Consider the following 17920-nt stretch of genomic DNA (forward strand, 5'->3'; position numbering starts at 1 on the left):
CTTGCTCGCGAAGGCGGTGTACCAGTCAATATCTGTGTTGGCTGACACGACGCCTTCGCGAGCAAGCTCGCTCCCACAGGGGGATGGTGGTGTTCACAGAACCTGCGTCCGACATCGATCAACTGTGGGAGCGAGCTTGCTCGCGAAAGCGTCGTGTCAGCCAGCATCAATGTTGACTGGCAAACCGCTTTCGCGAGCAGGCTCGCTCCCACAAGGGTTTAGCGTCGTACACCCAATCGGCAAACATCCTCGGACTCCCTGTGGGAGCGGGCTTGCTCGCGAAGGCGTCGTGTCAGACGATGCAAATGTCGACTGATCCACCGCTTTCGCGAGCAAGCCCGCTCCCACAGTTGATCGGGTGTGTCTGTTACAGATGCAACCACGCCAGTGTCCCCAACACCACGCTCACGCCGGCGGCGGTGTAGGCGACTCGCTTGAGCCATTCCTTGCGCGTCAGCAAGGTAATCGCTGCCAGGGAAATGGCAATCTGGATCGCAGTCATCGCTTGGGCCCAGCGGTGGTGCTGGTGTAAGGCCTGTTCTGACTTTTCATCCCAGACCCGAACCTCTTCCTCCAGCGCTTCGGCTTTTTTACGCACCACTTCCTTTTCCTTTTTGTAGCGCTCGGCTTCGGCGGCGTAGTGCGTGGCGTCGAGGCCGGGGATGTGGGTCGCCAGTTCGGAGAGGTTCTGGCGGCTGGATTTGGCCTGGTAGTAATTCCACTGGTTGGACGCTTCGGTTTTCTCGATGGCGGCGTTGTTCTTGTCCATCGCCGCTTCGCTTTCCGTGGACCCGGCCTGATAGCTGAGCAAGGCGCCGATGGTCGCCATGATCGCCGTCATCACTGCAATTTTGCTGGCGAAGTTATCGCCGCTGCCATGGCTGTGATGGGTGACGTGTTCGACATGATGTTCGTGGGGGCTGGGGACTTCGAACGCTTCAGACATGGCTTTGACTTCAGGGGTTGGACAGGTGGCGAAGTGTAAGGGCCGGCCTGGGCAAAAGTGCTCCCATTGGCTAATCGTTCAGCCACGGTTCAGGCTGGCTGCACTCGGCGCTGTTCCAGCAGATGAACCATCAGCCAGGCGTACAACGTCACCGCGATAAACAGCCCCATGCGCACGGCGAATGCGCTGTAGACATCCTTGCCGGCGGCGCTGTCCTGCACCGACTGACCCAGCAGGATAATCAGCGTGATCAGGGTGTTGAGCCAGAACCCCGGCGAGAACCGGGTCGGGCTCAGCGCATACAGTTTGCGCGCCAGCACCAGGCCGATCAGCAGCATCCACAGGAAGAACATCCACAGGTGCACGAACAGGCTCAGGGCACACCAGAACAGGATCGCCAGCACACCCCCGAGCAGCGTCGAGCCCAACAACTCGCGCCCGGCATGGCGCGCCGTGGTGGTGGAACTCTGCTGACCGAGACTGACGGCCTTGAGGATGATCGGCAGGTAGCTCGCCGGATCGATCAGCGCCAACAGAAACGCCGGCACCACGATCAACGTGGCCCGCAGCGCGACCCGATCGACCTCTTCGGCCGCCAGCCTCGGCGCGACAGGCGACGGCGGCGCATTGACCGGCTCGGGAAACAGCCCATGACTCACAGTCACCCCCATCACCGCCAGCAACAACCCTTTGACCAACGCACCGATGACCAACAGCGCCAACTCGAAACTGGCCGTGCCGGCCGCCGAAATCATGGTCAGGCCGATCACCAGGAAGGTCACGATCAGGTTGTTACCGCCGCGCAAGCCAAAGCGAAACACCAGGAACAATCCGAGGCCAATCAGCAGCAAGCCACTGACCGGGTAATGGCCCAGCAACGGAATCAACAACAGCCCGATGCCCGTGGTCAGCGCCGCCACCAGCGCCAGCACCACCCCGGCCTTGAGCGGCAACGGCCGATTGAGGGTGGCGAGGAACAACAGCGCCAGCACCGGCGCGAGAAAGGGAATTGGCAACGCCAGGCCGAAACTGGCGGCCAGGCACAGCGCCGTGCCCGTGGCCAGGCGTAACGCACGCTGGTCCCGAAACGTGCGCTCAGTAGGCATACGACAGCCAGCTCATCACACTGAAAAACAACCGGCCAAGGGGATTCAACGGATTGCCCGACGCCGGAAATGCCATCACCTCGGCCTGCCCGCCAGCACGGATGGCACGGCTGTCTCGCAGCAGGTTCACCGCATCCTCATCGAACTCGATCACCACCGGAAAACGCTGGGCCGGGCGCAGCCAGTCGCGGCTGTTCTGCACGCTCGGCAAACTGCCCGGCTGGGTGCTCGGGCCGACGCTGACGCCGTAACCGACACTGCGCACGCGCCCTTGGAACACCTCTCCCGGCAACGCATCGAGGACGATCGCCACCGGCGTGTCGGGTTTGATCAGGCCCAGGTTGTTCTCGGTCATGTCGGCGGTGATCCACACGTCATGGATCGCGATCAGGGTCATCACCGGGCTGCCGGCGGCGGCAAACTGGCCGACGTCGGTGCGCAGGTCGGTGATCAACCCGGCGGAGCGCGCACCGATGCGCGTGTTGGCCAGGTCCAGTTCGGCTTTCGACAACGCCGTCGCGGCGCTGCGCATCTGCGCGTTCTCCGCATCGCTGCCGCCCTCCTGCTCCTTGGCCCGTTGCACTTCCGCCTCGGCTGCGGCGACCTGGCTGGAAGCCTGTTCGAGGGTAGCCCGGGACACTTCCAACAGACGCACCGACACCGTGCCTTTATCGGCGCGGTACAAGCCTTCCAGCCGCTGGCTGTCCTGCCGCGCCCGGGTTTCATTGGCCTGGGCCGAGCGCAACCCGGCTTGCGCCGAGGCGATGCCGGCAGTGCTGGCGCCGATCTGGCGGCGGGTCGATTCCAGGTCGGCCCGGGCGCGGTCCACGGCGATTTGATACGGCTGCGGATCGACCTCAAACAGAATGTCACCGGCCCGGACATCCTGATTGTTGCGCACGTTCACGCGAGTCACCCGCCCCGCCACCTCCGCCGCCACCGGAATCACAAACGCCCCGACCCGCGCCTGTTGCGTGTATGGCGTATAGCGGTCGGCCAGCAAATACCAGGCGAGGCTGATAAGGATCAGCAGCAACACCCACTTGATGCCTTTTTTCGCCGGATCAGCGGCGGGCACGGGTGCCTTGGCAGCAGGGGTGTCGACAGCGGGCGGCGCGGTTTCACTCATGCGTGTTCACCTTGTCGGATTGGGGAAAGACCGGCTGCGTGACGGCGGCTTCATCGAGCAGTCCGTCCCAGTCCGTGCGGTTTTCCATTTGCTTGCGGGTGGCGTGGTCGAGAATCGGTTGCGCGGCGTACCAGCCACCGCCGAGGGCCTTGTACAGGGCGATCAGGTTGCTCACGGCATTGCTGCGGCTGACCAGGTAATTGTCCTGTTGTTCGAGCAGCGCCCGTTGCGCATCCAGCACCCGCTGAAAGTCGGAAAACCCTTCGCTGTATTGCGCACGGGCCAACACCAGCGAACGCTGGGCCGCCACTTGCGCCTGGCGCAGGATGCGTTCGCGCTCCAGGGACTGGCTCAAGCCGTTGGCGGCATCGTCGGCCTCGCGGGCCGCCTGACGCACGGTGTCGCGATAAGTCTCGATCAGTTGCTGCAAGCGCGCATCCTGGACCCGCACGTTGTTGCTGATCTGACCGTGATCGAACAGGTTCCAGCGCAGGCTCGGGCCGCCGACAAAATCCAGATTGTTCGGCCTGCCGCCCACGGAAGTGGCGGTCCAGGAAATGCTGCCAAGCAAGGTCAGGGACGGGTAGAAATCACTGACCGCCACACCGATCAGCGCCGACTGGGCGGCGACGTTCAACTCGGCAGCGCGCACATCCGGGCGACGCAGCAGCAGGTTGGCCGGCACGTCCTGCAACACGGCGCGGTCCAGCAGCGGGATCAGTTCTTCATTGGCCGTCACCTGCGCCAGCGTGCCCGGCGCCTGCCCCGTCAGCACCGCCAGGGCATTGCGGGTGCGATGCAACTGATCTTCGAGGCTGGGGATGCTGGCCAGGGTGCCGAGGTATTGAGTCTCGGCCTGTTGCAGGTCGAGTTCGGCGGTCTGGCCGCTGGTGAACAACTTGCGGGTGATCTCCAGGCTGCGCTTCTGTTGCCGCGTGTTGTCCCGGGCCACGCGCAACCGCGCTTCGGTGGTGCGCATCGAGAAGTACGTGTCGGCCACTTGGGCGCGCAGCAGCACCAGCACGTCTTCGTAGTTGGCCTGGGCGGCGAAGTAGCTGGCATCGGCGGACTCGATGGCCCGGCTGAAACGGCCCCAGAAATCCAGCTCCCAGCCGACGTCGAAGCCTTCGCTGAATTGCCAGAAATTGCTGTTCCTGGGATTGCTGCCGCTGTATTGACGGCGCTCGGCGTAGAGCAAATCGACATTGGCCTGCTGCAGTTGCGGATAACGCGCCGCCTGGGCGATGCCCAATTGCGCCCGCGCTTCCATGACCCGCAGGCCGGCGATTTTCAGGCTGGAGTTGTGCGCGTCGGCGTCAGTGATCAATTGGTCGAGCACCGGGTCGTTGAACACTTGCCACCATTGGCGCAGATCCGGGTTCTCGCCGCGCTCGCTGGCCTGTTCCAGGGCCGGCGTGCTCCAGTGTTTGACCCACTCCTCGCCCGGTGGCTGGAAGTCCGGGCCCACGCGCGCGCAACCGCTGAAGCCGAGCACCAGCAGCAAGAGCGGCCCCGACCGGGTCAGCATGGCGGCACGTGAATGCATAGGTTATTTCCCGGCCAAGGAAGATGACTGGAGCATAGACGCCCCATCGAAAGCCGGGCAGTGCAAAACGCCGACTCGTTCGCATCCCCGTGACAGCTGCTACGCTTTTCAAGTGCCGTCAACACCGCCATCCCTCGAGAAGGTAACCGTCATGACCACCCAACCCCATTCCGCCGGCTGGCGCTTCAAACTGGGCATCGTCATTTTGTGCGTGATGCTGGGCTCGTGGCTGATGGTGCCGCTGGCGGCGGCTGTCGGGGTGCCGGGCTCCAAAGTGGCGGCGCTGACGGGAGTGCTGTTTATCAGTAACAAGGTGCTGCTAATCCTGGTCATTGCGGTGATGGGCAAGGCCGGGTTCCAGCAGTTGAAACGCAGTGTGTTCGGCTACGTCACTTCGCTGGCGCCCAGTGCCGATACGGAAGTGGGCCCGGTTCGGCATCGCATCGGCCTGGTGATGTTTTGCCTGCCGCTGATCTGCGCCTTCCTCGAACCCTACGTCGACAGCATCTGGCCGGGGTTGCGGCCCAATCTTTGGCAGTTGCAACTGCTCGGGGATCTGATGCTGATCGGCAGTTTTTTTGTGTTGGGGGGCAACTTCTGGGACAAGGTGCGGGCGTTGTTCATCCGCACCGCCAGGGTGGCCAATGCCTAGGTGCAATCAACAGGAAACCGGCCAATGACCCGTTTGACCGCGAAAGACTTCGCCCCCGAGTTGCTGGAACTCTATGACTACTACGTCCACGGCCAGATCAACCGCCGGGAGTTTCTTGACCGGGCGGCGTTGTTCGCCCTCGGCGGCTTGACCGCGTCCGCCCTGCTCGCCGCCCTGAGCCCGAATTACGCCCTGGCCGAGCAAGTGGAATTCACCGATCCGGACATCCTCGCCGAGTACATCACCTACCCTTCGCCCAAGGGCAACGGCCAGGTGCGCGGCTATCTGGTGCGCCCGGCAAAAGCCACGGGTAAGGTGCCGGCGGTGGTGGTCGTGCATGAAAACCGCGGGCTCAACCCTTACATCGAGGACGTCGCCCGGCGCGTGGCCAAGGCCGGTTTCATCGCCCTCGCCCCGGATGGCCTGACCTCGGTGGGCGGCTATCCCGGCAACGATGACAAGGGCCGGGAGCTGCAAATGACCGTCGACCCGGAAAAACTCATGAATGATTTTTTCGCCGCCATCGAATGGCTGATGAGTCACGCCGCGAGCACCGGCAAAGTCGGCATCACCGGTTTCTGTTATGGCGGTGGCGTGGTCAATGCCGCCGCCGTGGCCTATCCGGAATTGGCAGCGGCGGTGTCGTTTTATGGTCGCCAGCCCAAGAGCAAAGACGTGCCCCGGATCAAGGCACCGCTGATGCTGCACTACGGCGAACTCGACACCCGCATCAACGAAGGCTGGCCGGCGTTCGAACAGGCATTGAAAGCGGCGGGCAAGACCTATGAAGCCTACATCTACCCCGGCGTAAACCATGGCTTTCATAACGACTCCACGCCCAGATACGACGAAGTTGCGGCAAAGCTCGCATGGGGCCGGACCCTGGACTGGTTCAAGCGTTATTTGGCGTAGTAAACATATAGCCGTTGGCACTGCTGCTTAGAGCGGAATAATGCATAGCCGGCTCATAATTAATTGGCGATAAAGACGAGTTCCATTTATGAGAAACAGGCTCGCTACATTAATGCTGATCGCCAATCTTAATAAGCAAACGGAGCATCCCAGGCACTTCGCTATTAGCAAATAGCGTATTAAAAATTTAACAGGCAAAGTGCCTGCATTGAGGATTGCATATTCAAAGACTCCTGCTTAACTGCAAAAACTGCTGATCAAGCAGTATTTGCAAACACCACGGAAGGAGTCGCTATGAGCCATTCTTCGTCTCATCCCATCCCCCCGTACGGGGCCGCCATCCATGACGCGATCACGGAAGGCAATCTGCAACAAATGAAGGCGCTGCTAAAACAACGCGACGCCTCCAAGACCGAAACCAAGGCACTTCAGACGGCCTACGAAAAACTGGCCAAGGAAGTTTCGCGCCAGGAAAAACACTAGTTCTGTTTTCCCCCTTATTGCAATGGAGGCAATATCCATGTCTGGTTCTAATCAACAACCGGTTGGCTTGTTCCCGCTCGCCTACCGCATTGGTACTTCGGCACCGGGTGCACAAACCCTGGCGCTTAATCTGCTGGTGTTTACCCCTGAAGAAACAGTCAGCGGTACAGCAAACATTACTCAGGCAATCAATCCGCCATTGGATCTGGATTCCGATGTCTGGGGCGAATACACCTACCTCACCGTCATGTCGCCGGGGGTCAGCAAAATCCTGATCACCGCCCAGGGCAATCAGGGTGGTCCAGGCTCCAATTCCATCGTGAACTTCAAGATTCAACTGGTGGTGGGCACCGACTGGAAAGCCGGGATCGCCAACTATCAATACTTCGATGGCCAGCGCTGGGTCGAGGTCAACAATGTGCCTGCGCATCTGAGCGAAGCTGTGCGCTCCAGCGCCTTCCCGCCCCTGGAGCCCGGCCCGGTGATTACGCCACAGGCCCCTTATCCGCACATCATGCCGCTGTATGCCGCGCCGATTCAGAGCGCCATTGCCAGCGGTGACCTGGCGCAGATGAAAAACCTCGCGAGCCTGGCCAGGCAACAACTGGATCAGCAACCACAACTGCAAACTGCACTGGAAGCCGCCAAGGGCGAAATCAGCCGGCTGGAACGCCGCTGACCCGGTCACCGCAGGTGCCTGGATTGTCCTGAAAACAACTAAGGGAGTTACACCATGTCAATCGGACTTTTTCACACTCGCCTCACCGTCAGCAATCATCTGCTCGGCGCGCCGGTCCTGACCCTCGACTTGCTGGTGGATACGGTTAAAAAGAAAGTCAGCGGGGTTGCCAGCATTTACCAAAGCACTTGGCCGCCACTCAACTTCCGCGCCCGGGTCTGGGGTGAATACTCGGAGGCCAAACTGGTGCCGACGGCCGAGAGCCACATCATCCTCACCCTCGATGGCAGCCCTAGCGGCCCGCTCAGCCAGATCGCCCAGACCTTCGGTTTGAGGGGCATTCTCGGCGCGGACTGGGCCAGTGGTTTTGTCGACTACAAGTATCAGGAAGGTGGCACCTGGCATGCGGTCAAACACGCCGCCGTCAGCCAGGCCCCGATCACCCTTCAGCCGATCCCCGAGCATCCGCATCACGCTCAACCGCTCTACGCCGTCGCGGTCCAGCAGGCGCAAGCCAGCGGTGATCTGGCGCAGTTGAAATCGGTGGTGAGCCAGGCTGAACAGCAACTGGCCCACAGCGGCGCCCTGCGCGGTGCGCTGGAGCAGTTGACCGCCGAGATTGCCCGTCTGGAAGCCCGTTAACCGGTCCGCTATCGATGAGTCATCTGTGGCGAGGGAGCTCACTTCCTCGCCACACTTTCGATGGATTCGTGCCGCGCACAAGGCTGTGCGCAAGGATTTCCCATGTCAGACCATCGCCCTGCCCGCTACCTCAGTGAAACCGACCTCAAGCGCTACGTACCGGTGCATGTGGTGTGGGAAATCACCCTGGCTTGCGACCTCAAATGTTTGCATTGCGGCTCCCGCGCCGGCCATCGCCGACCCGATGAATTGAACACCCAAGAATGCCTGGACGTCATCGATTCCCTGGCGGCCCTCGGCACCCGCGAGATCACTTTGATCGGCGGCGAAGCCTATCTGCGCAAGGACTGGACCCGATTGATCCAGGCCATCCACGACCACGGCATGTACTGCGCGATCCAGACCGGCGGCCGCAACCTGACCCCAGCGAAAATGCAGGCGGCAGTGGATGCCGGGCTCAATGGCGTCGGCGTTTCCCTGGACGGATTGGCGCCGCTGCATGACGCAGTGCGCAATGTCGCAGGTTCGTTCGACAAAGCCGTGGACACTCTGCGCCGGGCCAAACAGGCCGGGATGGCGGTGAGCGTCAACACCCAGATCGGCGCCGCGACCCTGCCCGATTTGCCGCAGCTGATGGACCTGATCATCGACCTCGGCGCCACCCACTGGCAGATTCAGTTGACCGTCGCCATGGGCAATGCCGTCGATCATCCGGAGCTGTTGCTGCAACCCTACCAACTGCTGGAAGTGATGCCGCTGCTCGCACGTCTGTACCGCGAAGGCGTGGATCGCGGCTTGCTGATGAACGTCGGCAACAACATCGGTTACTACGGCCCGTACGAGCACATGTGGCGTGGCTTCGGCGACGAACGCGTGCACTGGAGCGGCTGTGCCGCCGGGCAAACGGTGCTGGCGCTGGAGGCCGACGGCACGGTGAAAGGCTGCCCGTCCCTGGCCACCGTCGGCTTCTCCGGCGGCAATGTGCGCAACATGAGCCTGCACGACATCTGGCACTACAGCGAAGGCATGCACTTCGGCCGCCTGCGCTCGGTCGACGACCTGTGGGGCTACTGCCGCGGCTGCTATTACAACGACGTCTGCCGGGGTGGCTGCACCTGGACTTCACATTCCCTGCTCGGCAAACCGGGCAACAACCCCTACTGCCATTACCGCGCACTGGACCTGCACAAACGCGGGCTGCGCGAACGTATCGTCAAACTTGAGGATGCGGCGCAGAAGTCGTTTGCAGTGGGGCGTTTTGACCTGATCACCGAGCGAATCGAGACCGGTGAAATGGTCAGCAGCGTCAACGACAGTGGGCAGGTGATCAAACTGGCGTGGGCCAATCAAGGGCAGAAATCACCGGATGAAGGGCGAATTCCGACGCAACTGGCGTTGTGTCGCGGCTGTTTGCAGTACATCTATAAACACGAAGTCACCTGCCCCCACTGCGCCGCCGACGTGGCCGCCGCCGAAGCCGGGCACCAGGCCGATCGGGCGCGGCAGCAAGGGATCATGGATACGCTGACCGGGCTGCTGGGGTTGCCGCAGAGTACGTTGATGTAGCGGGAGTGGGCTTGCAGCCAACATGTATGCTGAATGTGCCGACCTCTTCGCGAGCAAGCTCGCTCCCACATTGTCCGGGGCTGATCGTCAGATTTATGCCCACCGCAAATCCCCTGTGGGAGCGAGCTTGCTCGCGAAGAGGCCGGCACATCCAGCATCGGCTGTGGCTGACACTCCGCTTTCGCGAGCAAGCTCGCTCCCACTTTGTCCGGGGCTGATCGTCAGATTTATGCCCACCGCAAATCCCCTGTGGGAGCGAGCCTGCTCGCGAAGAGGCCGGCACATTCAACAGGGATGTCGGCTGACACTCCGCTTTCGCGAGCAAGCTCGCTCCCACTTTGTCCGGGGCTGATGGTCAGATTTTATGCCCACCGCAAATCCCCTGTGGGAGCGAGCTTGCTCGCGAAGAGGTCGGCACATTCAACAGGGATGTCGGCTGACACTCCGCTTTCGCGAGCAAGCTCGCTCCCACATTGTCCAGGGCTGATCGTCAGATTTATGCCCACCGCAAATCCCCTGTGGGAGCGAGCCTGCTCGCGATGAGGCTGGCACATCCAACAGGGATGTCGGCTGACACTCCGCTTTCGCGAGCAAGCTCGCTCCCACATTGTCCGGGGCTGATCGTCAGATTTATGCCCACCGCAAATCCCCTGTGGGAGCGAGATTGCTCGCGAAGAGGCCGGCACATTCAACAGGGATGTCGGCTGACACTCCGCTTTCGCGAGCAAGCTCGCGCCTACAGGTGGGCCTGTGGTGGTTGGTGTTTGCGGCTAGACTCGACAGTGATCAGCGACCACCGTCGTCAACCCCCGAGCCGTCAATGTCACTCAGAAATATCAGCCGAATGCCACGAATCCTGGTGTACATCCTCGTAGCCGTTGCGGCTCTTTACCTGCTGCTCTGCGTGGCGCTGTTCGTGTTTCAGCGCGCGTTGATTTACTTCCCGCAACCCAGCGCCATCGCCACTCCCGACACGGTGCTCAAGCTGTCGGTGGCGGATGCGGATTTGCAGGTATCCATCCGGCCGCACAACGGTCCCAAGGCGTTGATCTACTTCGGCGGCAATGCCGAGGACGTCTCGCGCAACCTGCCTGACTTTTCCCAGGCCTTCCCCGATCAAGCAATCTATCTGATGCACTACCGGGGCTTCGGTGGCAGTACCGGGTCGCCGTCCGAAGAGGCGATCGCCCGGGATGCCCTGGACTTGTTCGACCGGGTCTACGCCGAACACCCGCAGGTGGCAGTGGTCGGCCGCAGCCTCGGCACCGGCGTTGCGATCCGCCTCGCCAGCCAACGTCCGGCGACGCGGCTGATCCTCATCACGCCCTACAACAGCGTTCTGGAAATCGCTGCGCGCCAGTACCAGATGTTTCCGGTGAAGTGGTTGTTGAAGGACACCTTTGATTCGGGCCAATACGCTGCGCATATCAGCGTGCCGACGCTGTTGATCGCGGCGGAACATGACGACGTGATTCCGCGTTCCAGCACGGTGCGGCTGTATGGGCAGTTTATTCAGGGAGTGGCGACGATGAAGGTGATTGCCGGTGCGGGGCACAATTCGATTTCTGAAAGCCCTGATTATTTGAAGTTGATTGGGAGTGGCTTGTAACTGTTAGATCTTGGTTGTCTGATCCGGCCCCTTCGCGAGCAAGCCCGCTCCCACAGGGAAATGCATTCCAATGTGGGAGCGGGCTTGCTCGCGAAGAGGCCCGGACAGTCTCTGCAAAATTATCGATAGAAACTCATTTCGGCCGCCGCACCACCCGCACCTTGCCACTCCCGCCACCCCCGCAAAAAAACTGATCGCCCCCATCGGACTCAAGCCCGGAAACGCCCACACCCGCCGGCATTTTCACGCTTTCCAGCACTTCGCCCGTGGCCGGATCAACCCGGCGCAACTCGCTCTCATCCCCTTCCCACGTGCCATGCCACAGCGCGCCTTCAACCCAGGTCACGCCGGTGACAAATCGGTTGGACTCGACAGTGCGCAAGATCGCGCCGGTTTCGGGATCAATCTGATGAATCTTGCGGTCACGGTATTCGCCGACCCACAGCGCGCCTTCGGCCCAGGTCAGCCCGGAGTCGCTGTTGCCCGGCGCGGGGATGGAGTGGAGCACGCGGCCGGTCTTGGGGTCGATTTTCTGGATGCGGTCGGCGGCGATCTGGTACAGGTGCTCGCCATCGAACGCGGTGCCGGCGTCGGCGATGACGTCGATGCTGCGCAGGGTCCGGCCGCTGGCAGGGTCCAGGGCATTGAGTTTTTCGCCGCTGGCGAACCACACATGCTGGCCGTCCCAGCTCACGCCATGCACGGCATCGACCCCGGTAAAGGGTCCATATTCACGGATGATTTCGGCTGCTGAGTGTTTCATGAGGTATTCCTCGTCTTGGGTTGGTTACGTGAGCCTAATCACTGGGCAGCGGCGCCGTGAGTAACAAAGTCGTCGCGAAACCCGGCACCGGAGGGGTCATCCAGCGCCGCGCCCGTCCACGCCCGAACGACTGCACCTTGCCCTCGGTCGCCAGCGTATCGAGCGCCCGTTGTACCGTGCGCTGACTGCTGCCCAGGGCCAACGCCAGGGCGGAACTGGACCAGGATTCACCGTCAGCGAGGAAGGCAAACACGGCGGCGTATTTCTCTTCGACGGGTTGCGCCAGTAGCACAACATCCTGCGCGACCAACTCAAAGCCCCGTGGCGTGGCGGTCACGCCGGCCAAGGGTTCCAGCGCCGAACGCAGGCGCCCGACTTCGACGCGCAACCGGGCGCGATGGGACTCATCGCTGAGCTTCAGGCGAAAGGCGCGAGCGATCAGCATTTCTCTCGACACGTCCGCCGGCCAGGCTTCGGCCAATGCCCGAACGAGGGCAAATAGCACCGGGCGCGTGGCCAGGGAAACCGACATCCCGGCACCGCGCACGGCATAGCGGCAAGCGTCCACCACCAGCGAGGTCGAGGCGAGTAACGCCTCGACCTCTTCCAGCAGCAATGGACGCGCCTGGCCGTGGGCGATCAACCGCGCAACCGGCGTGTTCAGTACCAGAATCGCGTGTTCGACTTCAGCGGATAACGCGGGGATCGCGGCAAATCGGGCGGCTTCTTCCGCTCGGGTCAACGCTGCCCGCGCACTCTGCGATTGCAGACGACGCATGGCGATCCCGGCCACCACCAATTCATGCACCGCACGCAAGGCTGGCGGCAACGGTGCGGGGTCGAGTCCGGCGAGGGTGTGCTGCGCCTCATCCAGTTGCCCGATCAGCAGCAGTCGGCGTATTGCCAGATAGCGCGCATGGGCGGCGTTGACGACATCACCGTGGGCCTCAAGCGTCACCCGCGCCGCATCGAGGGCCTTCACCGGCCAGCCCAGATCCCGCGAGGCCAACGCGATCTCGGCCTCGGCCACCACACACCGCGCCCGCGCCAACGTTTCTTTCGGCGCGAAAGCCTTTGCCGCCCGCTGTACCAGCGCCCGAGCCCGCACCAGATCACCGAGCTGGGCCATGGCGATACCGCGTAGCGCGAGGGCCGCCGCATCGTTGCGCAGGGCGATCCGGTTCAGCGCACCGAGGGGATCACCCGCCGCCAGCGCTCGCGCCGCCGCAGTGATCAGCGAGTCCATCTGAATCGCGCCACATCTGTCACTCCCATCGTCCGAGGTCCCGAGTTGAGTCTATCCCACGCTGACTGACCTCGAAGGGAGGCAAGCATGATGAACCGGAATGAAATGGGGTCTTGGTGGCGGCTTGATGAGTACAACTGATCAGAAATTTGTGCTGGCTGTGCCGCCGTCTTCGCGAGCAAGCCCGCTCCCACAGGGGAACGCATTTCAATTGTGGGAGCGGGCTTGCTCGCGAAGAGGCCCTAAAACCCAGCAAAAAATTCAGTCACATACCTGCCGAGTGCAGCGCCTTTGTGCTTGACGCTGCACGCCATTAAATGGGAGAACGTGCATGGCTTGAAACATTGGGTAACATCTGAACTCAAGGAAGACTCATGAAAACCCTACTGTGTTTGCTGATCGCCACCGGCGTCGGCGCGGCACTGCAATATGCCGGCGTGCCCCATGGCCTGTTGCTCGGCTCGATACTTGTGACTGCGCTGATCGTCAGCAATCTGGACTTCGCGCCTACCCTGCCCTTGGGCCTGGGCTACGTACAAGTGGTGCTGGGGATTGCCACCGGCCTGATGTTCAAGGCCTGGGACAGCCACACCGCCGCCGCCCTGTTGCCCAGCCTGGGCTTTCTGTTCATGTGCCTGGCCGTGCAGATCACCGTCGCCGGTTTCTGGCTGCTCAAGGTCTCGGGCTGGAACCTCAAAGACTCGCTGCTGGCCGTCTACCCCGGCGCCCTCGCCGCCGTGTTCGACTTGCTGGAGTCGGAGCGTGCGTCCGGCAAAGTCATCGTCGTGCACCTGGTGCGATTGCTGTCGATCACCGTGCTGGTCAGTTTTCTTATCCCCGCGCAGACCAACCTGATCGTCGTCGAAGACACCCCGCTGCTCACCGGCACACTGGTGACCGTGCTGTCGCTGATCGCCCTGTGCATCGGCATCGGCCGCGTATTGCTGCGCATCGGCGTCCCGGCCCCGTTCATGCTCACCGCCATCGTCGCCACCGGCGTCTACGTCAAGACCGGCTTGCTGCCTGACTTCCAGATGCCGCCCTGGAGCGTCAACTTCGCCACGGTCATCCTCGGCACGCTGATCGGCTCGAAATTCAAGGACATCTCCCTCGCCGACCTCATACGCCACGGCCGCTCGGGAGTGATGTCCGTCTCCCTGATGGTCCTCATCGCCGCCGCATTCGCCGGCCTCGCCTCACGCGTATTGGGCAGCGACCCGCTGTCGTTGTGGCTGGCCTACATGCCCGGCGCCATCGAAACCATCGCCATCGTCGCCTTCAGTGGCGGGCTCAACGTGGTCTTCATCCTGACCCACCACCTGGTGCGCATGGTCATGCTGCACTTCGCCCCGGCGGTACTCGTCCAGGCGCGGCGCTGGCGCGAGAGTGAACTGTAGAAAACTCGAACTCCCGCGATATCAGCACCTCCAATGATTAGGTCAACGGAGGTATGCGAAATGAACGATGAATCGAAAGCAACACCCACTGATGCCTCGGGCAAACCGGTGAATGTGGTTGAGCGGGATCTTGAGGATCGGGACGACGACACCCGGGGCGTGGATGAAGCGATTACGCCCTCTTCAACCCGGGTTAAAGAGCAAGAGGCGGAGGAGTTGCAGAAGAAGGTTGATGAGATTGAGCGCAAAGTGGCGGATGGGAATTAGCCCTGCCGCAGGCTGCAATCATTTGATCTTGAAGATGTAAAAAGGCCCGCCAACCATCACCGGTCCTGCGGGCTTTTTTATCCTCACACCGGAGAAATCGTGGCGAGGGCTCCAATCAAAATGGTCAGCACCAGAAACCCACCCAGGAAAATCGCCATTCTAGCCATAAGGCCTCCTACCACTTGAGTTTGCGGCGCAACAGGCGCGGTGAGAGGTGTTCCTCTCAGGGCGGCCGGGCCGGTGCGGCATTGTGGGCCTGGGGCTGATCTCGTTACAGAGGCAGGTGGCGCGGGAAAATGCGGATCAGACGTTGTTCACCTGTAGGAGCAAAGCTTGCTCGCGAAGGCGGTGGGGTAGCCACTATCAATGTCGACTGACACGACGTCTTCGCGAGCAAGCCCGCTCCCACAGGTCCTGCGTCTCCATTGGCAACTATTGGGAGCAAAAAAAGCCCGCTGATCGTCGCCGAGTCAGCGGGCTTTTTGCCGCTTTACCTCACTTCAAATCAAACCGATCAAGGTTCATTACCTTGACCCACGCCGCCACAAAGTCCTTCACAAACCGTTCCTTCGCATCACTGCTGGCGTACACCTCCGCCAACGCCCGCAGTTGTGCATTTGAGCCGAAGACCAGATCAACCCGGGTCGCCGTCCATTTCGCGGCGCCGGTTTTGCGATCCCGTCCTTCAAACTCTTCCTGGGCCTCCGACGTCGGCTTCCATTCCACGCCCATGTCCAGCAGGTTGGTGAAGAAGTCGTTGGTCAAGGCCTCTGGTCGTTGGGTGAAGACGCCATGTTTGGTCTGGCCGACGTTGGTGTTGAGCACGCGCAGGCCGCCGATCAGCACGGTCATTTCTGGCGCGGTGAGGGTAAGCAGTTGCGCCTTGTCGATCAGCAGCGCCTCGGCCGTTACGCGGTAGCGGGTTTTGAGGTAGTTGCGGAAGCCATCGGCGATGGGTTCGAGGAAGCCGAACGATTCCACATCCGTCTGCTCTTGCGATGCGTCTGCCCGTCCCGGCGTGAACGGCACTGTGATGCTGTGGCCGGCATTTTTCGCCGCTTGCTCGACGCCAACATTGCCGGCCAGCACGATCAGGTCGGCCAGGGAGATTTTCTTGCCGCCGCTGTTGAACTCGTTGCGGATGCTTTCGAGTTTCCCCAGCACATTGGCCAATTGTTCAGGCTGGTTGGCTTGCCATGATTTCTGCGGTTCAAGGCGCAGGCGTCCACCGTTGGCGCCGCCGCGTTTGTCGGAGCCACGGAAAGTGGACGCCGCCGCCCACGCGGTGGAGACCAGTTGCGAGACGCTCAGGCCCGACGCCGCCAGTTTGCCCTTGAGTGCGGCGATGTCGCTGTCGTTGACCAGTGCATGGTCGACGTCAGGAATCGGGTCTTGCCAGAGCAGTTCTTCGGCGGGCATTTCCGGGCCGAGGTAGCGCGACAGCGGGCCCATGTCGCGGTGGATCAACTTGAACCAGGCGCGGGCGAAGGCGTCGGCAAGTTGGTCGGGGTTTTCGAGGAAGCGCCGGGAAATCGGCTCGTAGATCGGGTCGAAGCGCAGGGCCAGGTCCGAGGTCAGCATGGTCGGATTGCGCCGCTTCGACGGATCGAAAGCATCCGGAATGATCCCCGCACCCGCGCCGTTTTTTGGCGTCCACTGGTGCGCGCCGGCCGGGCTTTTGGTCAGCTCCCATTCGAAGCCGAACAGGTTTTCCAGGTAATTGTTGCTCCACTTGGTCGGCGTGGTGGTCCAGGTCACCTCCAGGCCGCTGGTGATGGTGTCCGGCCCTTTACCGGTGCCGAAACTGTTCTTCCAGCCCAAGCCTTGCTGTTCGAGGCCTGCGGCTTCAGGTTCTGCCCCGACATTATCCGCAGGCCCGGCACCGTGAGTTTTACCGAAGGCGTGGCCGCCGGCGATCAACGCCACGGTTTCTTCGTCATTCATGGCCATGCGACCGAAGGTTTCGCGGATGTCGATGGCGGATCTGACCGGGTCTGGCTCACCTTCCGGCCCTTCGGGGTTGACGTAGATCAGGCCCATTTGCACGGCGGCCAACGGGTTTTCCAGATTGCGGCCGTGGTCGGTGCGGCTGTCCTCATTTCTTCCGGGCTCGGCCACGAGTGGAACATCGCCGGGCGCTTGCACGGGTTTTTGCGCTTTGTCGTAGCGGGTGTCGCCGCCCAGCCATTTGTTTTCCGAGCCCCAGTACACGTCTTCGTCCGGTTCCCAAACGTCAGCGCGACCGCCGGAATAACCGAAGGTCTTGAAGCCCATGGACTCCAGCGCCACGTTGCCGGTGAGCACAATCAGGTCGGCCCAGGAAATGTTCTGGCCATACTTCTGCTTGATCGGCCAGAGCAGCCGTCGCGCCTTGTCGAGGCTGACGTTATCCGGCCAACTGTTGAGCGGCGCGAACCGCTGCTGGCCGGACCCCGCCCCGCCACGACCATCGCCCGTGCGGTAGGTGCCGGCGGCGTGCCAGGCCATGCGGATAAAAAACGGCCCGTAGTGACCAAAGTCCGCCGGCCACCAGTCTTGCGAGTCGGTCATCAGCGCATTCAAATCCGCTTTCAGCGCCGCAAAATCCAGTTTCTTGAACGCCTCGGCATAGTCAAAGCCCTCGTCCAGGGGATCGGACAGGGACGAGTGCTGGTGCAGGATCTTCAGGTTCAGTTGGTTCGGCCACCAGTCGCGGTTCGTCGTGCCACCGCCAGCGGCGTGATTGAACGGGCATTTCGATTCAGTTGCCATGTGATAGCTACCTTTGGTCGTGTTCATCCAGCTACCCGGCCCGGCTTGGGCCAGCAATAGCAATGAGCGAAATCAAAGACATAGGCTGCTGGGCCAGGCAGTTCGATCAACTGCCCATTGTGGCCACACGGGAATTCCAGAAATTGGCGACCGATTCGCCAGCACGCGGGCCCACGGCAAGCCTGTGACTCTTTCTTATCTCTTTCATCAGGTGTTGAGCGGCCAG

Annotated in this window: 16 protein-coding genes; 9 read left to right on the forward strand and 7 right to left on the reverse strand. The window is 61.8% G+C overall.

Going from position 1 to position 17920, the window contains the following annotated elements:
- Positions 1-367: 367 nt before the first annotated feature.
- The 4 genes from BK665_RS27880 to BK665_RS27895 all read right to left on the reverse strand — a co-directional run bounded on the left by BK665_RS27880 (position 368) and on the right by BK665_RS27895 (position 4709).
- Positions 368-946 carry a DUF4337 domain-containing protein gene (locus BK665_RS27880; RefSeq protein WP_123409736.1) on the reverse strand — a complete coding sequence of 193 codons (579 nt, stop codon included), beginning with the start codon at positions 944-946 and terminating at the stop codon, positions 368-370.
- Positions 947-1035: 89 nt separating this feature from the next.
- A complete protein-coding gene (locus tag BK665_RS27885) occupies positions 1036-2052 on the reverse strand; it encodes a DUF2955 domain-containing protein (protein ID WP_123409737.1) in 1017 nt (338 codons plus the stop codon).
- A complete protein-coding gene (locus tag BK665_RS27890; protein WP_123409738.1) occupies positions 2042-3181 on the reverse strand; it encodes an HlyD family secretion protein in 1140 nt (379 codons plus the stop codon). Before BK665_RS27890 ends, BK665_RS27885 begins: the two co-directional genes overlap by 11 nt.
- The gene (locus BK665_RS27895) at positions 3174-4709 is read right to left on the reverse strand and encodes an efflux transporter outer membrane subunit (RefSeq protein ID WP_123409839.1); all 1536 of its coding nucleotides are present in this window, start codon (positions 4707-4709) and stop codon (positions 3174-3176) included. Before BK665_RS27895 ends, BK665_RS27890 begins: the two co-directional genes overlap by 8 nt.
- A 169-nt stretch (positions 4710-4878) precedes the next feature.
- Here BK665_RS27895 and BK665_RS27900 point away from each other — a divergent pair, with 169 nt between their 5' ends.
- The 7 genes from BK665_RS27900 to BK665_RS27950 all read left to right on the forward strand — a co-directional run bounded on the left by BK665_RS27900 (position 4879) and on the right by BK665_RS27950 (position 11270).
- Positions 4879-5379, forward strand: a complete 501-nt coding sequence (locus BK665_RS27900; RefSeq protein WP_123409739.1) for a transporter suffix domain-containing protein — start codon at positions 4879-4881, stop codon at positions 5377-5379.
- A 24-nt stretch (positions 5380-5403) separates the two neighbouring features.
- A complete protein-coding gene (gene yghX, locus BK665_RS27905) occupies positions 5404-6291 on the forward strand; it encodes a YghX family hydrolase (protein WP_123409740.1) in 888 nt (295 codons plus the stop codon).
- A 294-nt stretch (positions 6292-6585) separates the two neighbouring features.
- Positions 6586-6774 (forward strand): DUF1843 domain-containing protein, encoded by a 189-nt coding sequence (locus tag BK665_RS27910; RefSeq protein WP_123409741.1) that lies wholly within the window; start codon positions 6586-6588, stop codon positions 6772-6774.
- 37 nt (positions 6775-6811) lie between these two features.
- Complete coding sequence (locus BK665_RS27915) at positions 6812-7453, forward strand: DUF1842 domain-containing protein (protein WP_123409742.1); 642 nt, start codon at positions 6812-6814, stop codon at positions 7451-7453.
- Positions 7454-7507: 54 nt separating this feature from the next.
- Positions 7508-8095 carry a DUF1842 domain-containing protein gene (locus BK665_RS27920; protein ID WP_123409743.1) on the forward strand — a complete coding sequence of 196 codons (588 nt, stop codon included), beginning with the start codon at positions 7508-7510 and terminating at the stop codon, positions 8093-8095.
- A 102-nt stretch (positions 8096-8197) separates the two neighbouring features.
- Positions 8198-9661, forward strand: coding sequence for a GDL motif peptide-associated radical SAM/SPASM maturase (locus BK665_RS27925; RefSeq protein WP_123409744.1), 1464 nt, complete (start codon positions 8198-8200; stop codon positions 9659-9661).
- Positions 9662-10481: 820 nt separating this feature from the next.
- Entirely contained in the window at positions 10482-11270 is a 789-nt protein-coding gene (locus tag BK665_RS27950; protein ID WP_123409746.1) for an alpha/beta hydrolase, read from the forward strand.
- 133 nt (positions 11271-11403) lie between these two features.
- Here BK665_RS27950 and BK665_RS27960 read toward each other — a convergent pair whose 3' ends face one another.
- Both BK665_RS27960 and BK665_RS27965 read right to left on the reverse strand, forming a co-directional pair.
- Positions 11404-12033, reverse strand: coding sequence for a Vgb family protein (locus BK665_RS27960; RefSeq protein ID WP_123409748.1), 630 nt, complete (start codon positions 12031-12033; stop codon positions 11404-11406).
- A gap of 34 nt (positions 12034-12067) precedes the next feature.
- On the reverse strand, positions 12068-13279 hold the full coding sequence (locus tag BK665_RS27965) for a winged helix-turn-helix domain-containing protein (RefSeq protein ID WP_123409749.1): 1212 nt from the start codon (positions 13277-13279) through the stop codon (positions 12068-12070).
- Positions 13280-13653: 374 nt separating this feature from the next.
- Between BK665_RS27965 and BK665_RS27970 the strand changes: the two genes are divergently transcribed.
- Both BK665_RS27970 and BK665_RS27975 read left to right on the forward strand, forming a co-directional pair.
- A complete protein-coding gene (locus BK665_RS27970; protein ID WP_123409750.1) occupies positions 13654-14676 on the forward strand; it encodes an AbrB family protein in 1023 nt (340 codons plus the stop codon).
- Between the two features lie 60 nt (positions 14677-14736).
- Positions 14737-14943: a hypothetical protein gene (locus BK665_RS27975; RefSeq protein ID WP_123409751.1), complete on the forward strand. Its 207-nt coding sequence runs from the start codon at positions 14737-14739 to the stop codon at positions 14941-14943.
- Positions 14944-15438: 495 nt separating this feature from the next.
- Here BK665_RS27975 and katG read toward each other — a convergent pair whose 3' ends face one another.
- Positions 15439-17694 (reverse strand): catalase/peroxidase HPI, encoded by a 2256-nt coding sequence (katG, locus tag BK665_RS27980; RefSeq protein WP_123409752.1) that lies wholly within the window; start codon positions 17692-17694, stop codon positions 15439-15441.
- Between the last annotated feature and the right edge of the window lie 226 nt (positions 17695-17920).

It is taken from the genome of Pseudomonas frederiksbergensis (genome assembly GCF_003732665.1).
Classification (GTDB): Bacteria; Pseudomonadota; Gammaproteobacteria; order Pseudomonadales; family Pseudomonadaceae; genus Aquipseudomonas; species Aquipseudomonas frederiksbergensis_G.